19 protein-coding genes and 2 tRNA genes are annotated in these 20,876 nt (G+C 41.1%); 17 read left to right on the forward strand and 4 right to left on the reverse strand.

Features of this window, described 5'->3' with window-relative positions; genetic code table 11:
* Positions 1-97: 97 nt before the first annotated feature.
* Positions 98-1,609, reverse strand: a complete 1,512-nt coding sequence (glpK, locus tag KHQ31_RS00295; protein WP_213409058.1) for a glycerol kinase GlpK — start codon at positions 1,607-1,609, stop codon at positions 98-100.
* A 244-nt stretch (positions 1,610-1,853) separates the two neighbouring features.
* Here glpK and purR point away from each other — a divergent pair, with 244 nt between their 5' ends.
* The 7 genes from purR to rpsR all read left to right on the forward strand — a co-directional run bounded on the left by purR (position 1,854) and on the right by rpsR (position 7,283).
* Entirely contained in the window at positions 1,854-2,705 is an 852-nt protein-coding gene (purR, locus tag KHQ31_RS00300; RefSeq protein WP_213409059.1) for a pur operon repressor, read from the forward strand.
* 40 nt (positions 2,706-2,745) lie between these two features.
* Complete coding sequence (glmU, locus tag KHQ31_RS00305) at positions 2,746-4,140, forward strand: bifunctional UDP-N-acetylglucosamine diphosphorylase/glucosamine-1-phosphate N-acetyltransferase GlmU (RefSeq protein WP_213409677.1); 1,395 nt, start codon at positions 2,746-2,748, stop codon at positions 4,138-4,140.
* A 137-nt stretch (positions 4,141-4,277) separates the two neighbouring features.
* The gene (locus tag KHQ31_RS00310) at positions 4,278-5,282 is read left to right on the forward strand and encodes a ribose-phosphate diphosphokinase (RefSeq protein ID WP_213409060.1); all 1,005 of its coding nucleotides are present in this window, start codon (positions 4,278-4,280) and stop codon (positions 5,280-5,282) included.
* 83 nt (positions 5,283-5,365) lie between these two features.
* The gene (locus KHQ31_RS00315) at positions 5,366-5,959 is read left to right on the forward strand and encodes a DUF1054 family protein (RefSeq protein ID WP_213409061.1); all 594 of its coding nucleotides are present in this window, start codon (positions 5,366-5,368) and stop codon (positions 5,957-5,959) included.
* 146 nt (positions 5,960-6,105) lie between these two features.
* Positions 6,106-6,402, forward strand: a complete 297-nt coding sequence (rpsF, locus tag KHQ31_RS00320) for a 30S ribosomal protein S6 (RefSeq protein WP_009495699.1) — start codon at positions 6,106-6,108, stop codon at positions 6,400-6,402.
* A 52-nt stretch (positions 6,403-6,454) separates the two neighbouring features.
* Positions 6,455-6,991, forward strand: coding sequence for a single-stranded DNA-binding protein (gene ssb, locus KHQ31_RS00325; protein ID WP_213409062.1), 537 nt, complete (start codon positions 6,455-6,457; stop codon positions 6,989-6,991).
* Between the two features lie 46 nt (positions 6,992-7,037).
* Entirely contained in the window at positions 7,038-7,283 is a 246-nt protein-coding gene (rpsR, locus tag KHQ31_RS00330; RefSeq protein WP_009495697.1) for a 30S ribosomal protein S18, read from the forward strand.
* A 383-nt stretch (positions 7,284-7,666) separates the two neighbouring features.
* Here the strand turns inward: rpsR and KHQ31_RS00335 are convergent.
* Together KHQ31_RS00335 and KHQ31_RS00340 are read right to left on the reverse strand one after the other, a co-directional pair.
* Positions 7,667-7,739 (reverse strand) — tRNA-Lys (locus tag KHQ31_RS00335).
* 118 nt (positions 7,740-7,857) lie between these two features.
* Positions 7,858-7,930, reverse strand: a tRNA-Lys gene (locus tag KHQ31_RS00340).
* Positions 7,931-8,092: 162 nt separating this feature from the next.
* Here KHQ31_RS00340 and yycF point away from each other — a divergent pair.
* From yycF to KHQ31_RS00370, 6 genes are all read left to right on the forward strand, one after another.
* Complete coding sequence (gene yycF / locus KHQ31_RS00345; RefSeq protein WP_213409063.1) at positions 8,093-8,797, forward strand: response regulator YycF; 705 nt, start codon at positions 8,093-8,095, stop codon at positions 8,795-8,797.
* A gap of 67 nt (positions 8,798-8,864) precedes the next feature.
* A complete protein-coding gene (gene walK, locus KHQ31_RS00350) occupies positions 8,865-10,724 on the forward strand; it encodes a cell wall metabolism sensor histidine kinase WalK (protein ID WP_213409064.1) in 1,860 nt (619 codons plus the stop codon).
* Entirely contained in the window at positions 10,717-12,033 is a 1,317-nt protein-coding gene (yycH, locus tag KHQ31_RS00355) for a two-component system activity regulator YycH (protein ID WP_213409065.1), read from the forward strand. The genes walK and yycH overlap by 8 nt, the downstream gene beginning before the upstream one ends.
* A gap of 27 nt (positions 12,034-12,060) precedes the next feature.
* Entirely contained in the window at positions 12,061-12,867 is an 807-nt protein-coding gene (gene yycI / locus KHQ31_RS00360) for a two-component system regulatory protein YycI (protein WP_213409066.1), read from the forward strand.
* Positions 12,868-12,910: 43 nt separating this feature from the next.
* Complete coding sequence (locus tag KHQ31_RS00365) at positions 12,911-13,687, forward strand: MBL fold metallo-hydrolase (RefSeq protein WP_213409678.1); 777 nt, start codon at positions 12,911-12,913, stop codon at positions 13,685-13,687.
* A gap of 297 nt (positions 13,688-13,984) precedes the next feature.
* Complete coding sequence (locus KHQ31_RS00370; RefSeq protein WP_213409067.1) at positions 13,985-15,118, forward strand: S1C family serine protease; 1,134 nt, start codon at positions 13,985-13,987, stop codon at positions 15,116-15,118.
* Between the two features lie 276 nt (positions 15,119-15,394).
* Here KHQ31_RS00370 and KHQ31_RS00375 read toward each other — a convergent pair whose 3' ends face one another.
* On the reverse strand, positions 15,395-15,823 hold the full coding sequence (locus tag KHQ31_RS00375; RefSeq protein WP_213409068.1) for a DUF1934 domain-containing protein: 429 nt from the start codon (positions 15,821-15,823) through the stop codon (positions 15,395-15,397).
* 196 nt (positions 15,824-16,019) lie between these two features.
* On the opposite strand from KHQ31_RS00375, the gene KHQ31_RS00380 reads away from it, so the two are divergent.
* The 4 genes from KHQ31_RS00380 to KHQ31_RS00395 all read left to right on the forward strand — a co-directional run bounded on the left by KHQ31_RS00380 (position 16,020) and on the right by KHQ31_RS00395 (position 20,692).
* The gene (locus tag KHQ31_RS00380; RefSeq protein ID WP_213409069.1) at positions 16,020-17,393 is read left to right on the forward strand and encodes an HD domain-containing protein; all 1,374 of its coding nucleotides are present in this window, start codon (positions 16,020-16,022) and stop codon (positions 17,391-17,393) included.
* A 29-nt stretch (positions 17,394-17,422) separates the two neighbouring features.
* Positions 17,423-18,235 carry a Cof-type HAD-IIB family hydrolase gene (locus KHQ31_RS00385; RefSeq protein ID WP_213409070.1) on the forward strand — a complete coding sequence of 271 codons (813 nt, stop codon included), beginning with the start codon at positions 17,423-17,425 and terminating at the stop codon, positions 18,233-18,235.
* Between the two features lie 98 nt (positions 18,236-18,333).
* A complete protein-coding gene (gene rpoE, locus KHQ31_RS00390; RefSeq protein WP_322743213.1) occupies positions 18,334-18,915 on the forward strand; it encodes a DNA-directed RNA polymerase subunit delta in 582 nt (193 codons plus the stop codon).
* Positions 18,916-19,078: 163 nt separating this feature from the next.
* Positions 19,079-20,692 (forward strand): CTP synthase, encoded by a 1,614-nt coding sequence (locus tag KHQ31_RS00395; RefSeq protein ID WP_213409071.1) that lies wholly within the window; start codon positions 19,079-19,081, stop codon positions 20,690-20,692.
* The last annotated feature ends 184 nt before the right edge of the window (positions 20,693-20,876 follow it).

Genomic DNA, 20,876 nt, shown 5'->3' on the forward strand with positions numbered 1-20,876 from the left:
AAATGGGGCATTTACATAGCCTATTATAAACTTTTTTTGATGTAAACGCTATCTTAATCTTGTTGGCTTGCAGTGATAATTCAGTGTGAATGAGTGACTAGTCTTCTTGTGTAAATGCCTGCGTACTTTGGATGGCGGCATGCCAGCCGTTTAATAAATGTGTACGCTTTTCTTCAGGCATATTTGCAGTGAATTGACGTCCTTTTTCCAGGTAATGAGTCATATCTGCAATATCTGACCAAAAACCAATTGTACGGCCGGCCAAAAAGGCTGCACCTAAGGCTGTTGCATCTTCATCCATGGCACGATCGATACGGATGTCAGCAATATCAGATTGGAATTGCATCAAGTATGGATTACGGGATACAGAACCGTCTGTTAGTAAAGCTTTCGGCTGGATGTTGGCTTCTAGGCACATGGTGTTTAAGATGTCTGCAGTACTGTAGGCGATTGATTGTAGTGTTGCTTTAATGAAGTCATTCTTGGTAGTACCTAATGTTAGGCCAAGGGCAGACCCTTGTGCATGAGGATTCCAATAAGGTGCACCCAAACCATTAAATGCGGGCACGACATATACTTCATCTTGATTTATTGATTTTTCTGCTGCACGCCAAGCATCAACCTGATTGTCGATCAAGCCCAATTGGTCATTTAACCATTGCACTGCAGTTCCTGCAGAGAAAATAGAACCTTCGAGTGCGTGGACGGGATGATCGTTGACATGATATGCAATGGTAGATACTAGACCATGTTTAGAATGGATGATTTCATCACCGGTATTCATCATCAAAAAGGCCCCGGCTCCATAAGTAGCTTTCACATCACCGGCACTTAGTCCTAGTTGACCAACAAGCGATGCATTTTGGTCTCCGATTAAGCTAGCAATCGGTACTTTTGTACCAAAGAATTGAACAGGGCTAGTTTCCCCAACAATTTCGCTACTTTGATGAATTTCAGGTAATAGGCTACGAGGGATGTTAAATAATTCCAAGAGTTCATCATCCCAAGTGAGCGTCTCTAAATTCATCAACATGGTACGAGAGGCGTTGGTTGTGTCTGTAACATGTACAGTTCCACCTGTTAGTTGCCAAGTTAGCCAAGTGTCAACAGTACCAAATGCTAATTCACCAGCTTCCGCAGCTTCCTGTGCGCCATCAACATGATCTAAAATCCAACGAATTTTCGTTGCCGAGAAGTATGGACTTAATGGTAATCCGGTGCGTGTTTGAATTAATTCACTCAAACCAGCTTTAATATATTTTTTAGTGATGTCTTTTGTTTGGACAGAAGCCCAAGAAATGGCATTGTAAATAGGCTGACCGGTTTGCCGGTTCCAAATCAATGTTGTTTCACGTTGGCTCGCGATTCCAATCGCTTTAATTTCAGTTGCGCGTACGCCTGAATCGATTAGCGCATCTGCGATAGTGGTTTGAACAGATCCCCAAATTTCTAGAGGGTTTTGTTCTTGCCATCCAGCGTGGGGGACGATGGGTGTTAATGACGTAGATGATGTCGCAACACGACGCGCATTGTGATTAAAGAGAGCGGCACGTGTACCAGTAGTCCCTTGATCGATAGTTAAAATTAATTCTGGGCGTTCAATAGCCATAAATACACCTCCATCCCAAATAGCAGTTTACTTTTTTAAGTAATAAGAATAATTATACCAAATGAAAGGGTTTTCACATAATGTTAATTAACCTTTGCGCGTTTTAATTATTTAAGAATACTAAAATGAATTATTTTGGGTGTATTTTTCGTGTTTTGCTTATAATTTACGTCATATATTGAACGAATGTGCTATAATTAGACCACTTATTAGAAAAATAACCGAACGTTCGAGGAATTGTATTATGAAAACTAGTCGTAGTGGTCGTCTGATTGATATGACCTATTACCTATTAGAACGACCTCGCACACTTGTATCGTTGTCATACTTTGCTGACCGATATGATAGTGCTAAGTCATCTATCTCTGAAGATTTAACAATCTTGAAGAAAACATTTGAAGAACGAGGAATTGGTCTGCTAGAAACCATTTCTGGTGCAGCTGGTGGAGCGCGCTTCACACCATACATGCTACGCGAAGAAGCAGATGAATTTATCCTATCAATGACAAATGCCATTGATGACGATACGCGTGTTCTACCTGGTGGTTATGTTTATCTGTCAGACTTGTTGGGTGATCCACGTATGCTAAATCACATTGGGCGCTTGATTGCGACACAATACCTACGTGAACCAATTGATGCCGTGATGACTGCCGCAACTAAGGGTGTGCCAGTCGCGCAAGCGGTAGCTAATGAGCTGAATGTACCTTTTGTTATCGTGCGTGATGACACTAAGGTAACAGAAGGACCAACGATGTCAGTGAACTATGTAACTGGACAATCACAACGTCTTGAAAAGTTGGAATTATCTCGTCGTTCATTGCCAATGGGATCTCGCGTCTTGATTGTGGATGACTTTATGAAGGCTGGTGGAACTATTCGTGGAATGGCCTCACTAGTTAAGGAATTCGAAGGTCAAGTAGTGGGAACTGCTGTTGTGGCTGAAGGATACGCAGAAAGTCGTGTCATTGATAAGTACACATCATTAGTGCGCGTTGATGCGAACCAAGAAAATGGCGGTGTTACAGTTGCACCTGGGAACTATGCAACTGAAATCTATATTGGCAACGAACCTATGGGGTTGCACAATATTTAATAATGCTTAGGTATTAGGATTAGGAGAGGGAGAGAATATTATTATGGAACGTTATGTGATTGTTTTGGCTGCAGGTAAGGGAACTCGTATGAAGTCTGACCTACCTAAGGTATTGCACGAAGTTGGTGGTAAGCCAATGGTTGAATTGGTTTTGGAAACAAGTGAACGTGCTGGGGTATCCGATATCGTTACAGTTGTTGGACATGGCGCAGAACGTGTTGAAGAAGTGATTGGTGATCGTAGTGCGATTGCTTTGCAAGCAGAACAATTGGGAACTGGTCACGCTATCTTGATGGCAGAACCACAATTGGGTGACAAGCAAGGGATGACTTTGATTGCCTCTGGAGACGCGCCGTTGTTTACTTTGGAAACATTCGAAGCGTTGTTCGCTAGTCATGCTGCGTCTGGTAATGCCGTAACAGTTTTGACTGCTGAGGCCCCAAACCCTACTGGGTACGGACGTATTATTCGTGATGAAGACGGAAATGTTTTGCGTATCGTTGAACAAAAGGATGCTAATGCAGCTGAACAAGCTGTACACGAAGTAAACACGGGTGTTTACGTGTTTGATAATGAATTGTTGTTCTCAAGTTTGCATGAAGTGACAAACGACAATGCGCAAGGTGAATACTATTTGCCGGATACTTTAGAAATTTTGCGTAAGCAAGGACACACTGTTGGTGCGTTCCAAATGGATGACTTTGACGAATCAATGGGTGTAAATGACCGTGTTGCTTTGGCACAAGCTAACCGTGTGCTACGCAAGCGTATCAACACAATGCACATGCGTAATGGTGTCACTTTGATTGATCCTGAAAACACATACATCGAAGGAGATGTGGTGATTGGGCGCGACACGATTATCGAACCTAATGTTATCTTGCAAGGAAAGACAGTTATTGGGGACAATGTTATCTTGACTGCGGGAACAAAGATTGTTGATTCTACTATTGAATCAGAAGCACGTATTGACTCATCATACATTGAATCATCAATTGTGAAGTCACGTGCTACTGTTGGTCCGTATGCCCACTTGCGTCCAAAGGCTGTTATTGAAAATGAAGCCCATGTTGGAAACTTCGTTGAAGTGAAGAATGCGACACTAGGTGTTGCCGCAAAGGCCGGTCATTTGACGTACATTGGTGATGCAACGGTTGGTCAAGACGTTAACATTGGAGCTGGAACAATTTTTGTTAACTATGATGGTTTGAACAAGGCACATGCGACGATTGGAGATCGCGCCTTTATTGGGTCAAACACAAAGATTGTTGCACCAGTTGTCATTGGAGATGAAGCTGTGACGGCAGCTGGATCAACAATCACAGATGATGTGCCTGCGCATGCAATGGGAATTGCACGTACACGTCAAACAACAAAGGAAGATTATTGGAAGCGTACACCTTTGTTTGAAAAATTTGGTCAAACTGAACAATAATTGCAAAATGTTCAAGCGTTTAATTACGCTTGGACGTTTTTTGTTTCAAGTTAGAAAATCAATTGAAGAAAAGGGTAAAAGGGGTTAAAATAAAAAGTGACAAAGAACGTATATACACATAATTAATGGAGGCAGATATGGCGACCTATGGCGACGCTCATTTGAAAATTTTTTCATTAGGCAGTAATCGGCCGTTAGCTGAGAAGATTGCGGAATCAGTTGGCGTGGAGTTATCTGAAATTAACTTGGCTCGTTTTAGTGATAACGAAATTCAAGTTAATATCGATGAATCCGTACGAGGGGACAATGTTTACATCATTCAACCCACATCAGCCCCTGTTAACGACAATTTGATGGAATTGATGATTACCATCGACGCTTTGCGCCGTGCAAGTGCAAAGTCAATTAACGTGGTAATGCCTTACTACGGATATGCACGTCAAGACCGTAAGGCACGTTCACGTGAACCAATCACAGCCAAGCTTGTAGCTAACATGCTACAAATGGCTGGAGCAACACGTGTGCTTGCTCTTGATCTACACGCTGCACAAATTCAAGGATTCTTTGATATTCCTGTAGACCACATGCTAGCATCACCATTGTTGGCTGACTACTTGGTGACATCAGGAATCGCTGATAACAACACTGTTGTTGTTTCACCTGACCACGGTGGTGTAACGCGTGCGCGTGCACTGGCTGAATTGATTGGTTCTGAAGAGCCAATCGCAATCATTGACAAGCGTCGTCCTAAGGCGAATGTTGCTAAGATTATGAACATCATTGGTGATGTTAAGGGCAAGCGTGCCATCATGATCGATGACATGATTGACACTGGTGGAACAATTTCACAAGGTGCACAAAAGTTGATTGATGAAGGTGCTTCAGAAGTTTACGTTGTAGCAACACACGCCATCTTCTCAGGTAATGCACCTAAGATTCTTGAAGAATCAGCATTTGAAAAGGTTATCGTAACTGATTCAATCTTCCTGCCAAAGGAACGTCACTTTGGTAAGTTGGTACAAGTAAGTACTGCAGGTTTGATTGGTGAAGCGATTAAGCGTATCAACGAAAACCGTGCGGTATCACCATTATTCAAGACGCGTTTCCATGATGAAAATGCAGATTTGATGGGTGACAAGTAATAGTCTTTGAAAACCTGGAATTAGGCGACTGATTTCAGGTTTTTTTGTACCGAATTTTGAACAAAAATAAGGAGTATACATATATGTTTAAAGATACTGACTTTAATGTCTTTGATGATCCAACGCTAGATGGTCGTATGGATGGGATTCGTAATGTCATTGATCCAACCTTTGAAGAATTTGCTGAAAAAGCATTGCCGATTTTAGCTATAGATGGTCAAGACTGGTATGCACATGTTGCTAAGCATGCTATGCGCAAAACAAATCCCGTCGATAATACCTGGGTAGCGTTTGCGCCCAATAAGCGCGGATACAAGATGATGCCGCACTTTGAAATGGGGATGTGGGCGGATCATGTGTATCTATATCTAGCCGTTGAAGAAAATATGAAGCCTAAGCAAACCGAAGAAATCGTTCCTAAATTGCGCAATGTTGCTGGCTTAGTAGAAAAGTTGCCGAGTGAATTCTTGATTAGCCAACAACATATGATTAATGCAAATGTGCCGTTGAATCAATACGAAGCAACGGTAGATCGTTTTGCGAAAGTTAAGTCAGCCGAAGTTTTGGTGGGTGTTCGTATGAATCGTGGTGATTCACGTTTTGGTACTGAGCAAATGGAAAAAGACCTATTAAAGGCATTGGAAGCGCTGTTGCCAATTTACGAAGCTTTAAAGTAGGAAAACCCGTCGCTCATTTCCTAAATACAACTTGCTTATTAGACAAATAATGTGTAAACTAAACTTCTGTGAGTATCGGTGAATTGTCACTGTGCTCCTTGCTGGCTCAGACGAGTCAGCCATAGACCAAAAGGAGGATTACTATAATGGCATACGAATTAACGTACATCATTCGCCCTGACATGGACGCAGACGCTAAGAAGGCGTTGGTTGAGCGTTTTGACAAGATTTTGGCGGATAACGGAGCAACTGTGGCTGAGTCTAAGGACTGGTCATCACGTCGCTTTGCATACGAAATTGATGGTTACCGTGAGGGAACTTACCACATCGTCAACTTCACTGCTGAAGACTCAGCAGCTCTTAACGAATTTGATCGTTTGGCAAAGATCTCAGAAGACATCTTGCGTCACATGATCGTTAAGCGCGACCTTGCTGAAGCTTAATTTTAATTAAGCAATTAATGCTTTTGAACAAATAAAGAAAGGAACCTTTCCGATGATTAATCGTGTTGTATTGGTTGGACGTTTGACACGTGATGTTGAACTACGTTATACAACTTCAGGTGCAGCAGTTGGTACATTCTCATTGGCGGTTAACCGTCAATTCACGAATGCCAATGGTGAACGTGAAGCAGATTTTATTAACTGTGTTATCTGGCGTAAGTCAGCAGAAAACTTTGCGAACTTTACTTCAAAGGGGTCACAAGTTGCTGTTGAAGGACGACTACAAACACGTAATTACGAGAACCAACAAGGACAACGTGTCTACGTGACTGAAGTTGTTGTTGATAACTTCTCATTGTTGGAGAGTCGTGCTGAAAGCGAGCAACGCCGTGCTTCTACTGGAAACACAGCGCCTGCTGGTAATCAAAACAATAATTTTGGTGGTCAACAAAACGCTAACGCACAATCTAACCCATTCGGTGCACCTGCATCAAATGGTGGGAATGTGTTTAATGCGTCAAGTTCATCAAATGATCCTTTCGGTGGTGGTCAAGAAATTGATATTTCTGACGACGACCTACCGTTCTAAGCGAACTTGTCTAACGACAATAGTCTATATATAGGAGGAATCAATCATGGCACAACAACAACGTCGTAGCGGTGGACCTCGCCGTCGCCGTAAGGTTGACTTTATTGCAGCCAACCACATCGAATACGTGGACTACAAGAACACTGAATTGTTGGAACGTTTCATTTCTGACAATGGTAAGATCTTGCCACGCCGTGTAACTGGTACATCAGCTAAGAACCAACGTAAGGTGACTGCTGCTGTTAAGCGCGCACGTATTATGGGTCTTTTGCCTTTCGTTGCAGAAAACTAACATAAATTAAAACACCAATCCTTCGGGGTTGGTGTTTTTTTGTGCCTAAAAGGCTATGTGTTGCTGTTTGAGGCGTTTTATAGAGAAAGTACAGGTATATTAAAATGGTTTGAATGCCGCTGTAACAGCGTTCTGTGAGATAGTTGTGTAGTGTTGAGGTTAGGGTGATAAGGCGCTATGTGCAGTGGCTTCTTCGGATGTTGGTTGGTGGGTGTAAGGAATATCTACTATAGTAAGTGGCGGAGATAATGATTTTATATTTGATAAAATTAAAAGGTGTGGCGCGTGAGTTAAAGGGTGTGGATTACAATTGAAAGAAAGGGAAGTGGAAAAGTGTTTTAAAACACAAAAAAACCACCAACCGAAGTTGATGGTTTAAAGAGTGGACAAGCTGGGGCTCGAACCCAGGACCCACGGATTAAGAGTCCGTTGCTCTACCAGCTGAGCTACTTGTCCAAAACGTTTTGTTGTTTTAACAACATATATTAATATATCACCTTCAAAGCCTGTTGTAAAGCTTTTTATCAAGGTTTTTAAAAAATAATTTTTGAAGTGAATCGCGATTATTTTTTAATGGACAAGCTGGGGCTCGAACCCAGGACCCACGGATTAAGAGTCCGTTGCTCTACCAGCTGAGCTACTTGTCCAAAACGTCTTGTTGTTTTAACAACAGATATTAATATACAATCTTTTTGGCACGTTGACAACCCTTTTTTCAAAAAAAGTTTGAAATTTGTTAAATTGGCTCAAAACGGGGCTTAATGATATAATTATCAACAAATACACCGACCGTGTGGGAGGATTTAAACATGACAAAAATTTTAGTGGTTGATGATGAGAAACCAATCTCAGATATTATTAAATTCAATTTGAGTAAAGAAGGCTATGACGTTGTAGTAGCTATGGACGGGAAAGAAGCGTTGGAAGTTTTTGAAGCTGAAACGCCAGATCTGATTTTGTTGGATCAAATGTTGCCTGAAATTGAAGGGACAGAAGTGTTACGTCAGATTCGTACAACTTCTCAAGTGCCTATCATTATGGTTACAGCTAAGGATTCTGAAATTGATAAGGTTTTGGGATTGGAAATGGGAGCAGACGATTACGTAACAAAGCCATTTTCAAACCGTGAACTTTTGGCACGTGTGAAAGCGAACTTGCGTCGTCAAGCTCCTGCAGTTGCAGCGACGGATGACGTAGAAGCAGGTGATATTAAGATTGGATCACTAATTATTCATCCGGATGCCTACATGGTTGCTAAGGATGGGGAAGACATCGAATTGACTCATCGTGAATTTGAATTGTTACACCATTTGGCTAAGCACATTGGGCAAGTGATGACACGTGATGATTTACTACAAACGGTTTGGGGCTTTGATTACTTTGGTGATGTACGTACAGTGGACGTTACAGTGCGTCGTATTCGTGAAAAAATTGAAGAAGCACCAAGTCATCCACAAATTTTGATGACTCGACGTGGAGTTGGATACTACTTGAAGGTAGCTGAAGACGCCTAATCGTGCGAAGTATAACGAGCGCTTTGCAATCAGGCAAGCGCTCGTTTTTAGATACAGGGGTTGATATATGAAGCGGAAATGGAAAGGTTTTAATTGGCATCGGATTTTTTCATCCATTTATGTCAAAATTGCGGTAGTTTTCACGTTAACGCTCTTGGTAACGTTAGAAGTTATTGGGACTTTTTTTGTTAAGCAATTAGAAAATCAAAATTTGGAACAATTGCGTACGCAAATTGCTTTGAAACCCTATGTAACAGATTCTTTAACAGAAGACTTGTCGGAAGAAAATTATGAAGCGATGCAACGTATGTTGACGTCTATTAATAATCCGGCGATTACGGAAATTTTAGTTGTGGATGAACATGGTATTATTCGGGCGACTAATAATGTGAATAGTCAAGATCGTGTTGGAAAGAAATCTACGCAGGCAGATGTTAAAGCAGCCTTGTCTGGAACTGATTACCGACGTACGCCGATTGAATTACGTGGGGACGAACGTTTCCAATTGACGATTCGCCCCTTGATTCATGCGGCAAATGGACAAAATAAAACGGTTGGTGTGGTGGTTGTTCGTGCCAATTTAAAGAACGTCTACGATAATTTGAATAATATTTCGATGATTTTCCTTTCAGCCTCTGTTTTGGCGATTGTGTTAGGTTTTGTGATGGCGATTATTATTTCTCGTAGTTTGGCACGGCCGATTACTGAAATTAATGATCGAACGATTCGGATTGCTAAAGGAGATTATTCTGGAACAATCGAAGTTCGTACAAATGACGAAATTGGTCAATTAGCGCAAAATGTTAATACGTTGGCTTCTCGTATCGAAGAAACAACGAATTCAATTGATTTTGAACGTCGTCGTTTGGATTCTGTTTTGGAATACATGACGGATGGTGTTTTGGCAACTGATCGCCGTGGAAACATCAATATGATTAACTCAATGGCTGCGCGTATGTTGGGGATTGAAGACGGAAGCGATGCAATTGGAAAGTCAATTCTGAAGTTGTTGGGTATTCAAGATGAATACACCCTACGTGATTTACTAGATCAGCAACAGGAGTTGATGTTAGACCTCAGTGACACGTCTCAGACGCTGTATTTGAAGGCTTATTTCAGTTTGATTCAACGTTCTTCTGGATTTATTTCAGGGCTTGTAATCGTGTTACATGACGTTACAGAGCAATATAAGATTGAAAATGAACGACGCCAATTCGTGTCTAACGTATCACATGAATTACGTACGCCATTAACATCAGTTAAGTCCTACGTTGATGCGCTGCAAGAAGGGGCAATTGAAGATAAAGAATTGTCTCGCAATTTCTTGAGCGTAGTTGAAGATGAAACAGCACGTATGATCCGTATGATTAATGATTTGCTTGAATTATCACGTATGGATTCATCAACGTTGAAAATTGATCAAGAGTACGTCAATATCGGGGAATTGTTTAACTATATCTTAGACCGTTTTGACATGATTATTGCGAATGATGAACAACCAGAAAAACGTTACTCAATTGCACGAGACATCTCTGCGGTACCAATTTGGGTTGAATTAGATCCATCTAAATTCACGCAGGTGGTTGATAATGTGATGAATAATGCGATTAAGTATTCGCCAGATGGTGGTGTCATTACTGCTGAAATGGTGGATCATGGCAATCGTGTTGTTTTGGGGATTAACGACCAAGGGCTAGGAATTCCAGCTGCGGACTTGAAGCATGTCTTTGATCGTTTCTTCCGTGTTGATAAGGCGCGTTCTCGTGCACAAGGTGGAAGTGGTTTGGGATTAGCGATTTCCAAGGAAATTATTGAGCGTTTTGGTGGTCGTATTTGGGTCGAATCTGTGGAAGGAAAAGGCTCAACTTTCTATATTTCATTGCCTTATGAAGCATATGATTTAGGTGAGGATGATTGGGATGAATAGGCGTAAATGGCGTGGTTTATTAAAACAATATCTATTAATTGTGCTGTTGGCTTTGTTGGTCATGATTAGTCTGATGTTGTCGTTTGGTATTTGGGGCACGATGGGGGAACGTTCAGTTTATCTAACCTCATCAGACACTAATGAATCAGAGAAACGCTTGGTATCTGAAAAAGACGTCGAAGCGGTGTATGATTTTGATGCAGTGGTGGTGAACCAAGATAAGAAACACAAGCGCATCATGAATTCTCGTGGAATTAATCGTGAAATTCTATCGGCGTTAGGCGATTGGCAAGTAGAAAATGTTAGCGCTGAAAAAATGAAAAATAACGAGTATCTTAAGTTGCTAAACGAAAATGATACTGTTTTGTTGGGTTACCCGGATCAAGTTATTGGTAGTTTGGTAGAAGCTCGTTTAAACATTAGTGTTGGATTGACAGATGATGATCGTATTGACTGGATTCAATTGCCTATGAATGGAAAAGGTGAAATACGATTCTTTGATGACCGTACACAAGATGTCTATCGAGCCAAAGTTGATCAATCTGGGACGGCTTTAGCAGACATGCAGTGGCCATCTGATCAGACTGAGGTGGAGTTTGAGTGGCGTAAAGAGCGTGTGCGCATTAATTATTTGAAGAATGTTAAATTGAAGACGAAAAGTTATTTATTAGATGAAGCCGAGAAGTCTAATGTTGTTTCTGCTGCTTTCAAATCAACGGAGGGAACACCGTTTATCGTTGAAAACGATAATGGCGACATTGAATATACTGATGGTGATACGCGTCGCTTGGTTTTGGATTCTAATTCAGGGAATGTTTCGTTGACAGAATATGATAATACCCATATTCCTAAGTTAATGAGTAACAATATGTCCCATGCATATGAAACGCTGGTTGCGATTAAACAGGTACCAGAAAATATGTATTATTTTGAAGAATTAGACGAGGGAATGAAGCTCTCATACCGTCTATACGTCAATGGATTCCCGATGTTTAAGTCACAAAATTTTGATTTTGGGACAGCGTCCGTTGCTTATGAACCAAATCGTCAAACAATTGAATACTCGTTGTACAGCTTGCAAGTACCATTGCCTGATAAGGATGAAAAAACAATTTCCTTAGGCAATACGAAGTCAGTTATGAAAGCCTTGCGTAATGCAGGAGTTGACACGGCGGAAGTTCAAGGGACTAGTTTAGGATACCGCTGGTTAGAATACGACCAGGAACGATATATTACTTTGCAACCTGGTTGGTTTGTCCAAATCAATAATGAATGGCTGCCGTTATCAGCGTACACGGGTGGTATGTAAACGAAAGACAAGAGAGGTGGGAAACAGATGAATATTCGAAAAATGTTGTGGACCTTTTTCTACTTGTTTTTAGTTGTGGATGGTATTTTACTTTACCAATGGTTTAGCGTGAGTGATATGTCAGCTGACCCAGCATCGGCAAAAAATATTCAACAAGAAATTCGGATGGATGGTATCAAATTTGGGTCATTGGATGCACATGTTCCTTCTGGAGCCTATTATTCTGGGAATGACGGTGGACGTTATTTGGCAAAACAACGCAAGCGTATTTCAAATGATTGGCAGGTCAGTGTAAAAGGACAAAAATTACGTGCAGTACCTAAGAAGCCAGTTGATTTAGGAACGAGTCGTGCTACCGCGCGTAAAAAACTTGAATCAATTTTGGCGGATGATAAGCAAATAATTGCGGGGAATGAATATGTTTTTGATCCTGAATTGAGTCAAAGCGATGACGACTCAGGATTGCACGTGATTGTTTTTGCACAAAAATTAGATCACGAAACGTTTGTTTCGACGCGTGGTCAAATTCAATTTACTTTTGACGATTACTATAATTTGAAAAGTTATACGCAAACCTATGTGACCAATGTGCAGCGACTGAGTGATGTCCCAGCAGTTCTATCACAACGTAGTGCGTTTTTGAATGCTTATCAATTTAACGAGATTGCAAATAATTCTGTTTTGAATTGGAGTAAATTGGGGTATGCGACGTTAATTGACGTTCGGGGTGAAACAATTTATATTCCTATTTGGGTGTTTTCATTAACAAATGCGGCAGGAGAAACAAATCAGGTACAGATTAATGCATTGAATGGTTCTTTGATGAAAGATTGATTGAGAGAAGAGGGTGGACATAGTGAGTGATTTTAAAGCCTCAATGTTGGCATCAAGTAGCACAGGAAATGTCACGTATATTGAGACACCTGGTAGAAAAGTGCTGCTAGATGCTGGTTTATCTGGTAAAAAAATTGAAGGCTTAATGCAAGAAGTGGATCGTTCATTGAAGGATGTTGATTCTATTTTTGTGAGTCATGAACATTCTGATCATATTGCAGGGGTTGGTGTGCTATCACGAAAATATGGCATGGATATTTATGCGAACGAAAAAACTTGGGCAGCAATGGCACCTAAGATTGGTAAAATTGCACCAGAGCACATCAAGTTCTTTGAGCCAGGGCAAGTGTTAGACTTAGGTGATTTGGATGTGGAAAGTTATTCTGTCTCGCATGATGCTGCGGACCCACAATTTTATGCTTTTCATCACGAAAATAAAACATTTGCGGCGTTGACGGATACGGGTTATGCGAATGATCAAATGTTATCAGCGTTACAGAATGCGGATGCGTTGTTGTTCGAGGCAAACCATGATTATGAGATGTTACGCATGGGTGGTTATGCGTGGTCATTGAAGCAACGTATCTTAAGTGATAAGGGGCATTTGTCGAATGAAGATGGCGCAATTGCGCTATCACAAGTTATTGGTAGACAAACAAAGAATGTTTTCTTAGGGCATTTAAGCCAAGAAAATAATCAGCAAGAATTAGCTTATTTAACGGTCAAAGATATTTTAGAATCGCGTGATTTTGCTGTAAATCATGATTTTTTAATGCATAATACTGAACCGTTACAAGCTTCTCGTCTAATGGACATTTAATTGTCGCATCAGATTGCGAATTTTTTAAGTTAATTTTAAAAAATGTGTGTTTTTAGGTTGTTCCTATAAAATAGCTGTGCTACAATAGTTCTTGGGAACGGGAAGTTTTATCAATATGAGTATTCCTTACGAAATTAAGTAAGGGCTAAAAATGTAGAGCATCAAGTAATTGATGCTTTTTATTTTGCAATTAACAGAGACCTGTCACATTTTGTGGCGGGTCTTTTTCTGTATTAAGGCAAATTAAAGGGTGTCGACCTACCATGGTCACATAGAAATGAAGGGGAGTGGGAGAATATGAAAAAAACAATGAGTACAGTGGTTGTTGCTGTCTTGGCTGGTTTAGTTGGTGGTGGGAGTGCTGTTGGGATTGCGACGTACTATGGTATGGGCACGACATCACCAAAAGTAACGCAACCAAATACGAAGGTGGCGGATTCTGCAGTTAAGGATGACTCACAAGCAACTAAGGCGTTTAAAAACGTCTCAGGAGCTGTTGTGTCGGTTATTAACTTGCAGGGTGGACGTTCGGGGGATGAGTTGTTAGAAACAGCGTCTGAAGGGTCAGGTGTTATTTATAAGAGTAAAGGTAAAGATGCCTATGTTGTGACCAATAATCACGTGGTAGATGGATCACGAAAGATTCAAATCTTGATGCAAGATGGGACTAAAGAATCTGCAACGTTAGTTGGGACTGATGTTGAAACTGATTTGGCAGTCTTAAAGATTTCTAATTCAAGTGTCACTAAGGTAGCTGAATTTGCTAATTCAGATCAACTGCAACCAGGTGAAACAGCTTTGGCGATTGGGTCACCTCTAGGTTCTGAATATGCAACCTCTGTCACAGAAGGAATTATTTCAGCGCCTAAGCGTGAAATTGAGAGTCATACACCGGATGGACAACGGTTAGGAAAGGCAACTGTTATTCAAACTGATGCGGCCATTAACCCAGGTAATTCTGGCGGAGCTTTGGTTAATTTGGCGGGGCAAGTTGTTGGCATTAATTCAATGAAGTTGGCACAATCTCAATCAGGAACTGCAGTAGAAGGGATGGGGTTTGCTATTCCGGCCAATACGGTGGTGCAGATTATTGAAGCGCTTGAAAAGGATGGTAAAGTAACACGTCCTAGTCTAGGTATATCTCTGTTTGATATCAGTAACATTGCGGCTGAAGATCAACAAGACATTTTGCAATTACCAAAGAAGGTTAAGTCGGGTGTTGTGATTATGAAGACCGAACGTAATGGTTCTGCTGCGCGTGCCGGATTGAAGAAGTTTGACGTTATTACAAAGTTGAATGATGTTGATGTAGCAGACGCAAGTGACTTGCGAAATGCATTGTACCAATTCAATGTAGGTGACACGATTACGGTGACTTATTATCGTGATGGTAAGGAACAAACTTTGCAAATGAAACTACAGTCAAATTAGTTAATATGTGTAAATAAGTTTTAAAAAATAAGATGGTTGAATAAACTGATAAACGGTATACTTGAAGTGTCAACGATAGTTGAACACCCATTACTCCCCGAAGTAATGAATAAGACATGTTGGTCCCCACCGCATGTCCATGTGGGTTCACCCCGAATAGAACCTACTGGCATCGTTTGATCACAACCCCCTTGTGGTTGAGCATAAAGAAAAGCCTAGTCCAATGGACTAGGCTTTTTTCGTGTCTAAAATGTTGAAGAATAAGTTGGAAAGAGGTTAAATGCGTGAAAAAGCTAAGGTGAAGTCATAAGTACCTAAAGTCTCTTCGCCTGTTTTTAATGCATACGCCAAATGTGCAGTGCCGGCCTCAATATCCATGGTTAGTTCAGATGTATGAATGTCAAATAATAGGTTACCTGCGGCGGTGCGATAATGTGTGGTTGTAGGTTGTGTCAAATCGAATGTTAGACGAGCATCAGCTGCGCCAGAACGGCGAATTTGGATCGTATTATCATGTGCCAGCTTAATTGTGACATTGGTTTGCCAGGTTGTGTCGTCCACAACTGTTTCTTCCACATAACGGATATAGCTAGCAGTTGGCATTTCGGTGATTGTTCCGTTTACCAGAGTTTCGATAGTTTCCTGTTGGTTTTCTTGTTGGATTTTGCTGATAGCTTTAATCGCAATTGGTAATTCTTGTGGCATAGTTGCCTCCTTGGAATGAATAATAAAGTACATTATACGCTGGTTAAATCGGAATAGTAAGGGATGACATCTATGTATAAAGCCCGCAAATTCGCTGTAAATGGTGGTATAATAGGGTTCTAACTATTTATTTGGACTTAAATACAGTGTAAATGAGTAAAGATTACATAACAAACGACAAGCGGAGGTGAGTGAAATGGGTATGAATAAAGAAACAGTCTTTCGAGATCCTGTATTAAACTCAGTTGTCGTCAAAGATCAAGTTATTTTGGATTTAATTGGCACGACTGAATTTCAACGATTGCGACGTATTAAACAATTAGGAAGTGCCAATGCGGTCTTTCACGGCGCAGAACATTCACGTTTTTCACATTCACTAGGTGTTTACGAAATTGCTCGTCGTTTTGAAGAACAATTAACAGCGCTGCACGCTACTAAAACGCCTGGTGATGGTCTGTGGGATCCCTCAGAACGCATTGTACTATTAGCAGCTGCATTATTGCATGATTTAGGGCATGGACCTTACTCACATACCTTTGAACATATCTTTGGGACAAATCATGAAGATTACACACGTATGATTATTACTGAAGAAGGAACAGAAATTAATGCTGTTTTGCGCGAGTATGATCAAGATTTGCCAGCTAAGGTAGCTGCGGTTATTAATAAAACGTATCCAAATAAACAAGTTGTGCAATTGATTTCTAGTCAGATTGATGCTGACCGCATGGATTATCTTTTGCGCGATGCATATTATACTGGTGCCACGTATGGTGAATTTGATTTAAGTCGAATTACACGTATGATGCGCCCATATCAAAATGGCATTGCTTTTGAAGAAAAAGGGTTATACGCGATTGAAGATTATGTTGTGTCGCGGTACCAAATGTATGTGCAGGTCTACTTCCATCCAGTTGCGCGAGCTTTGGAGACGATTTTGACAAAACTGTTAGAGCGTGCCAAGTTCTTGTTTGAACAAGACGTGAACGAAACACGTATTGATAAAGATTTCATTTCGCTCGAACTCCAAACGGTATTTGAACAACGAGAAGGTATTCCCGTATCCGAATATTTGAAGTTAGATGACAGTGTCATGTTGGCAGATATTAATCGTTGGCGTTTCCATTCAGATCCGGTCCTGGCTGATCTAGCGAAGCGTTTCTTAGATCGTAAACCACTCAAGTCTATTGAAGTGACAGATGAAACGCGTGACTTATTGCCAGCGTTGCGTGATTTGATTGAAACGGCGGGCTTCTCCGTAAAGTACTATACGGCTGAGAATGATAGTTTTGATCAACCTTACAGTGATCACCAGCTACAGGGGTCAAGTCAGCGTACGCAAATCGAATTGATGGCACAAGATGGTTCGCGAACTGATTTGTCAGATCGTAGCGCTGTGGTGGCGGCTTTGATGGGGCGTGCGTTTGGAGACACACGTTTCTTCTTCCCTAAAGAAATGATGAAAACAGATATGACGGATGACTTGATGGCAGCGGTTTACGCTGAATTTCAAAGTTATATCCATAATGGTCGCCTAGTTGCGTTAGATAGTGTTGATGTGAAAGAATGATTGTATACAAAATAATATGAGGTGTTGGGATGATTAAACTAGTAACGATTGATATTGATGATACATTGGTAAACTCTGCCAAAGAAATTACACCACGTGTTAAAGCGGCAGTCCAAGCAGCTACGGCAGCAGGGGTGAAGATTGTTTTGACAACAGGACGTCCAATTACTGGTGTACAAGCTTACTTGGATGAATTGGGATTGAACAATCGTGATGATCAATTCGTGGCAACGTACAATGGGGCTATGGTGCAAACAACTTCAGGTAAGACAATTGGTGGAAATCCATTGGACCACGCTTCATACGTTAAGTTGGCTAACTGGGCAGTTGAAAACAACTACTACATTCAAGTTGAAAGTTCAGCAGAAGCATTTACGCCAAGTCGTAAGGTTAATCCAGCTGCTAGTGGTGAAAACTACATGGTTAAGATGCCATTGAACATTGTAGACGTTGCAGATATGGATCCGGAACTAGCTTACGTGAAGTTCATGTTCATTGAGCCAGCGGATCGTCTACAACAAGTACGTGAAGATTTGGCCAAGACAAACTTTGCAGACGAATTTACATTCGTACAATCAAGTACAGAATTCCTTGAAGTGTTGAATCAATCAGCCAACAAGGGAAATGCATTGCGTGCTTTGGCGCAACACTTGGATATTGATATGGCTGATACAATGGCAATTGGTGACCAAGCAAATGACCTAACAATGATCGAAGCTGCAGGGCTTGGTGTTGCAATGGGTAACGCTGTGCCAGCTATCAAGGATGCTGCTCAAGCAGAAACAACAACACAAAATGAAGATGGTGTAGGTGTTGCGCTAGAAAAGTTTGTGTTAGCTTAAGAAAGAATGCTTGACTAATTCTGTCTTGAGTGTTGCTCAAAAGTGAGAGATATTGTATTATTAGACATTGAGTAAAACTGCGAAAGGACGTGCTTGATTTGGCGATTACACAATTTGAAGGTCAAAACACAGCAGAGCTATCTATGATTGAAGTGGCACGGGCAATTTTGTCTGACCGTCACGAGACTATGGCGTTCTCTGATTTGTTAAATGAAGTTCAATCATTTACGGGAAAGACGGATGACGAAATCCGCGCCCGTTTGGCACAATTCTATACTGATTTAAATATTGACGGGTCATTTATCTCATTGGGAGATAATGTTTGGGGGCTACGTTCATGGTATCCAATCGATTCTATTGACGAAGCTGTCCACTTGGACCTTGAAGAAGAAGAAGCAACTGCAAAGCCTAAGAAGAAGCGTAAGAAGATTAACGCCTTCTTGGCTGACGTTGCGGATGATGACGATGTGATCGACTACAATGATGACGATCCTGAAGATGATGACTTTGGTGCGGTTGAAACGTCAAAGGATGACGCAGACGATGCAGATGCAGCGGATGATGATTCAGATGACGATTCAGACGACGACTTTGATGAAGTTGCTGGCGGAATCGGTGAAGAAATTGGTGGAATTGCACCAGTTGATGACGATTACGGTTCAGGTGACATCGAAAAGTAGGTCATGAAAAAACTATAGTTGACAAACCGGTAACTTGTCTGTATTATTAAGTTCCGGGCTCTAGTATTAGATTACTGGACATTTCAATTGTAGAAAAACAGCTCCCAAGGCATTTATGCATTGGGAGCTTTTATTTATTAGAAAAAAGACGGAGGCAAGATTTATGGCAACTAAGTATATTTTCGTTACAGGTGGGGTTGTTTCATCACTAGGTAAAGGAATTGTCGCAGCATCATTAGGACGTTTGTTGAAGAACCGTGGTTTGAAGATTGCTGTTCAAAAGTTTGATCCATACATCAACATCGATCCAGGGACAATGTCACCATACCAACACGGTGAAACTTTCGTTACTTACGATGGTTTGGAAACTGACTTGGACTTAGGTCACTACGAACGTTTTATTGACATCGCGGTTAACCGTTACTCAAACTTTACTGCTGGACGTATTTACTCAGAAGTATTGGAAAAGGAACGTCGTGGAGATTACGAAGGAGCAACTGTTCAAGTGATTCCTCACATCACTAACATGTTGAAGGAAAAGATGATGATGGCCGGTACTACTACTGATGCTGACATCGTGATTACTGAAGTTGGTGGAACGGTTGGAGATATTGAATCATTGCCATTCGTTGAAGCTTTGCGTCAAATGAAGCGTGAAGTAGGGGAAGAAAATGTCTTCTACATCCACACATCATTGATTCCATTCTTGCGCGCCGCAGGAGAAGCCAAGACTAAGCCTACACAACACTCAGTTGCTGAATTGCGTTCACTAGGTATCCAACCAGACATGTTGGTTGTTCGTACTGAAAACCCAATTTCACAAGACATGCGTGACAAGTTGGCTTTGTTTACAGACGTTGCTCCAGAAGCTGTTATCGAATCATTGGACGTTGATATTCTTTACCAAGTTGTTTTGAACATGCAAGAACAAGGTATGGATGACGTTGTATTGAAGGGATTGCACTTGGATGCACCTGCTGCAGATATGACTGACTGGACAAACATGGTCGATGGTATCCGTAACTTGTCAAACAAGGTGAAGGTTGCGTTGGTTGGTAAGTACGCTGACTTGCAAGATGCATACATTTCAGTTAACGAAGCTTTGCGTGCTGGTGGATACGCTATCGATACTGCTGTTGAAATCAATGCGATTAACTCAGAATTGATCAACGAAGATAACGTTGAAGAATACCTAGCAGATGCTGACGCAGTTATGGTCCCTGGTGGATTTGGAACTCGTGGGACTGAAGGTAAGCTTGCGGCAATCAAGTACGCTCGTGTGAACAATGTGCCATTCCTTGGTGTATGTTTGGGTATGCAATTGGCAACAGTTGAATTTGCTCGTAACGTTCTAGGATACGAAGGGGCTAACTCAATTGAATTGGATCCTGAAACAAACCACCCAATCATCGCTTTGATGAACGATCAAAAGACAGTGACAAACATTGGTGGAACACTACGTTTGGGATTGTACTCAGAAATGATCAAGGAAGGGACTAAGGCGTTCGAACTTTACGGAGAACAAGAAGTTCAACACCGTCATCGTCACCGTTATGAATTTAACATTAACTTCAAGGATGTCTTTGAAGAAGCTGGAATGGTATTCTCAGCAACTTCACCTGATGGAACTTTGATGGAAATGATTGAATTACCAGAAAATGATTTCTTCATGGCTGCGCAAGCGCACCCTGAATTCCAATCACGTCCAAACCATGCGGAACCTTTGTACGCTGGCTTGATCAAGGCTGCTTTGGAACAAAAGATGGCTAAGAACTAAAGATTTATGGGAGTTGGTAGAGAAATCTACCAACTTTTTTTTGTGTATTTATTAAGTATTCAATTTTCTCTTAAACTTTATGTGAAAATAGGTTACACTAGTAGAAGTGTCTAGAGAAATTTAATTACACAATGAATAAGTTTCTCAAAGATGTTCTCACGTCTTTTCGTTTGAATACGTAGGC

The sequence above is a fragment of the Weissella ceti genome (assembly GCF_018394055.1).
GTDB lineage: Bacteria > Bacillota > Bacilli > Lactobacillales > Lactobacillaceae > Weissella > Weissella ceti.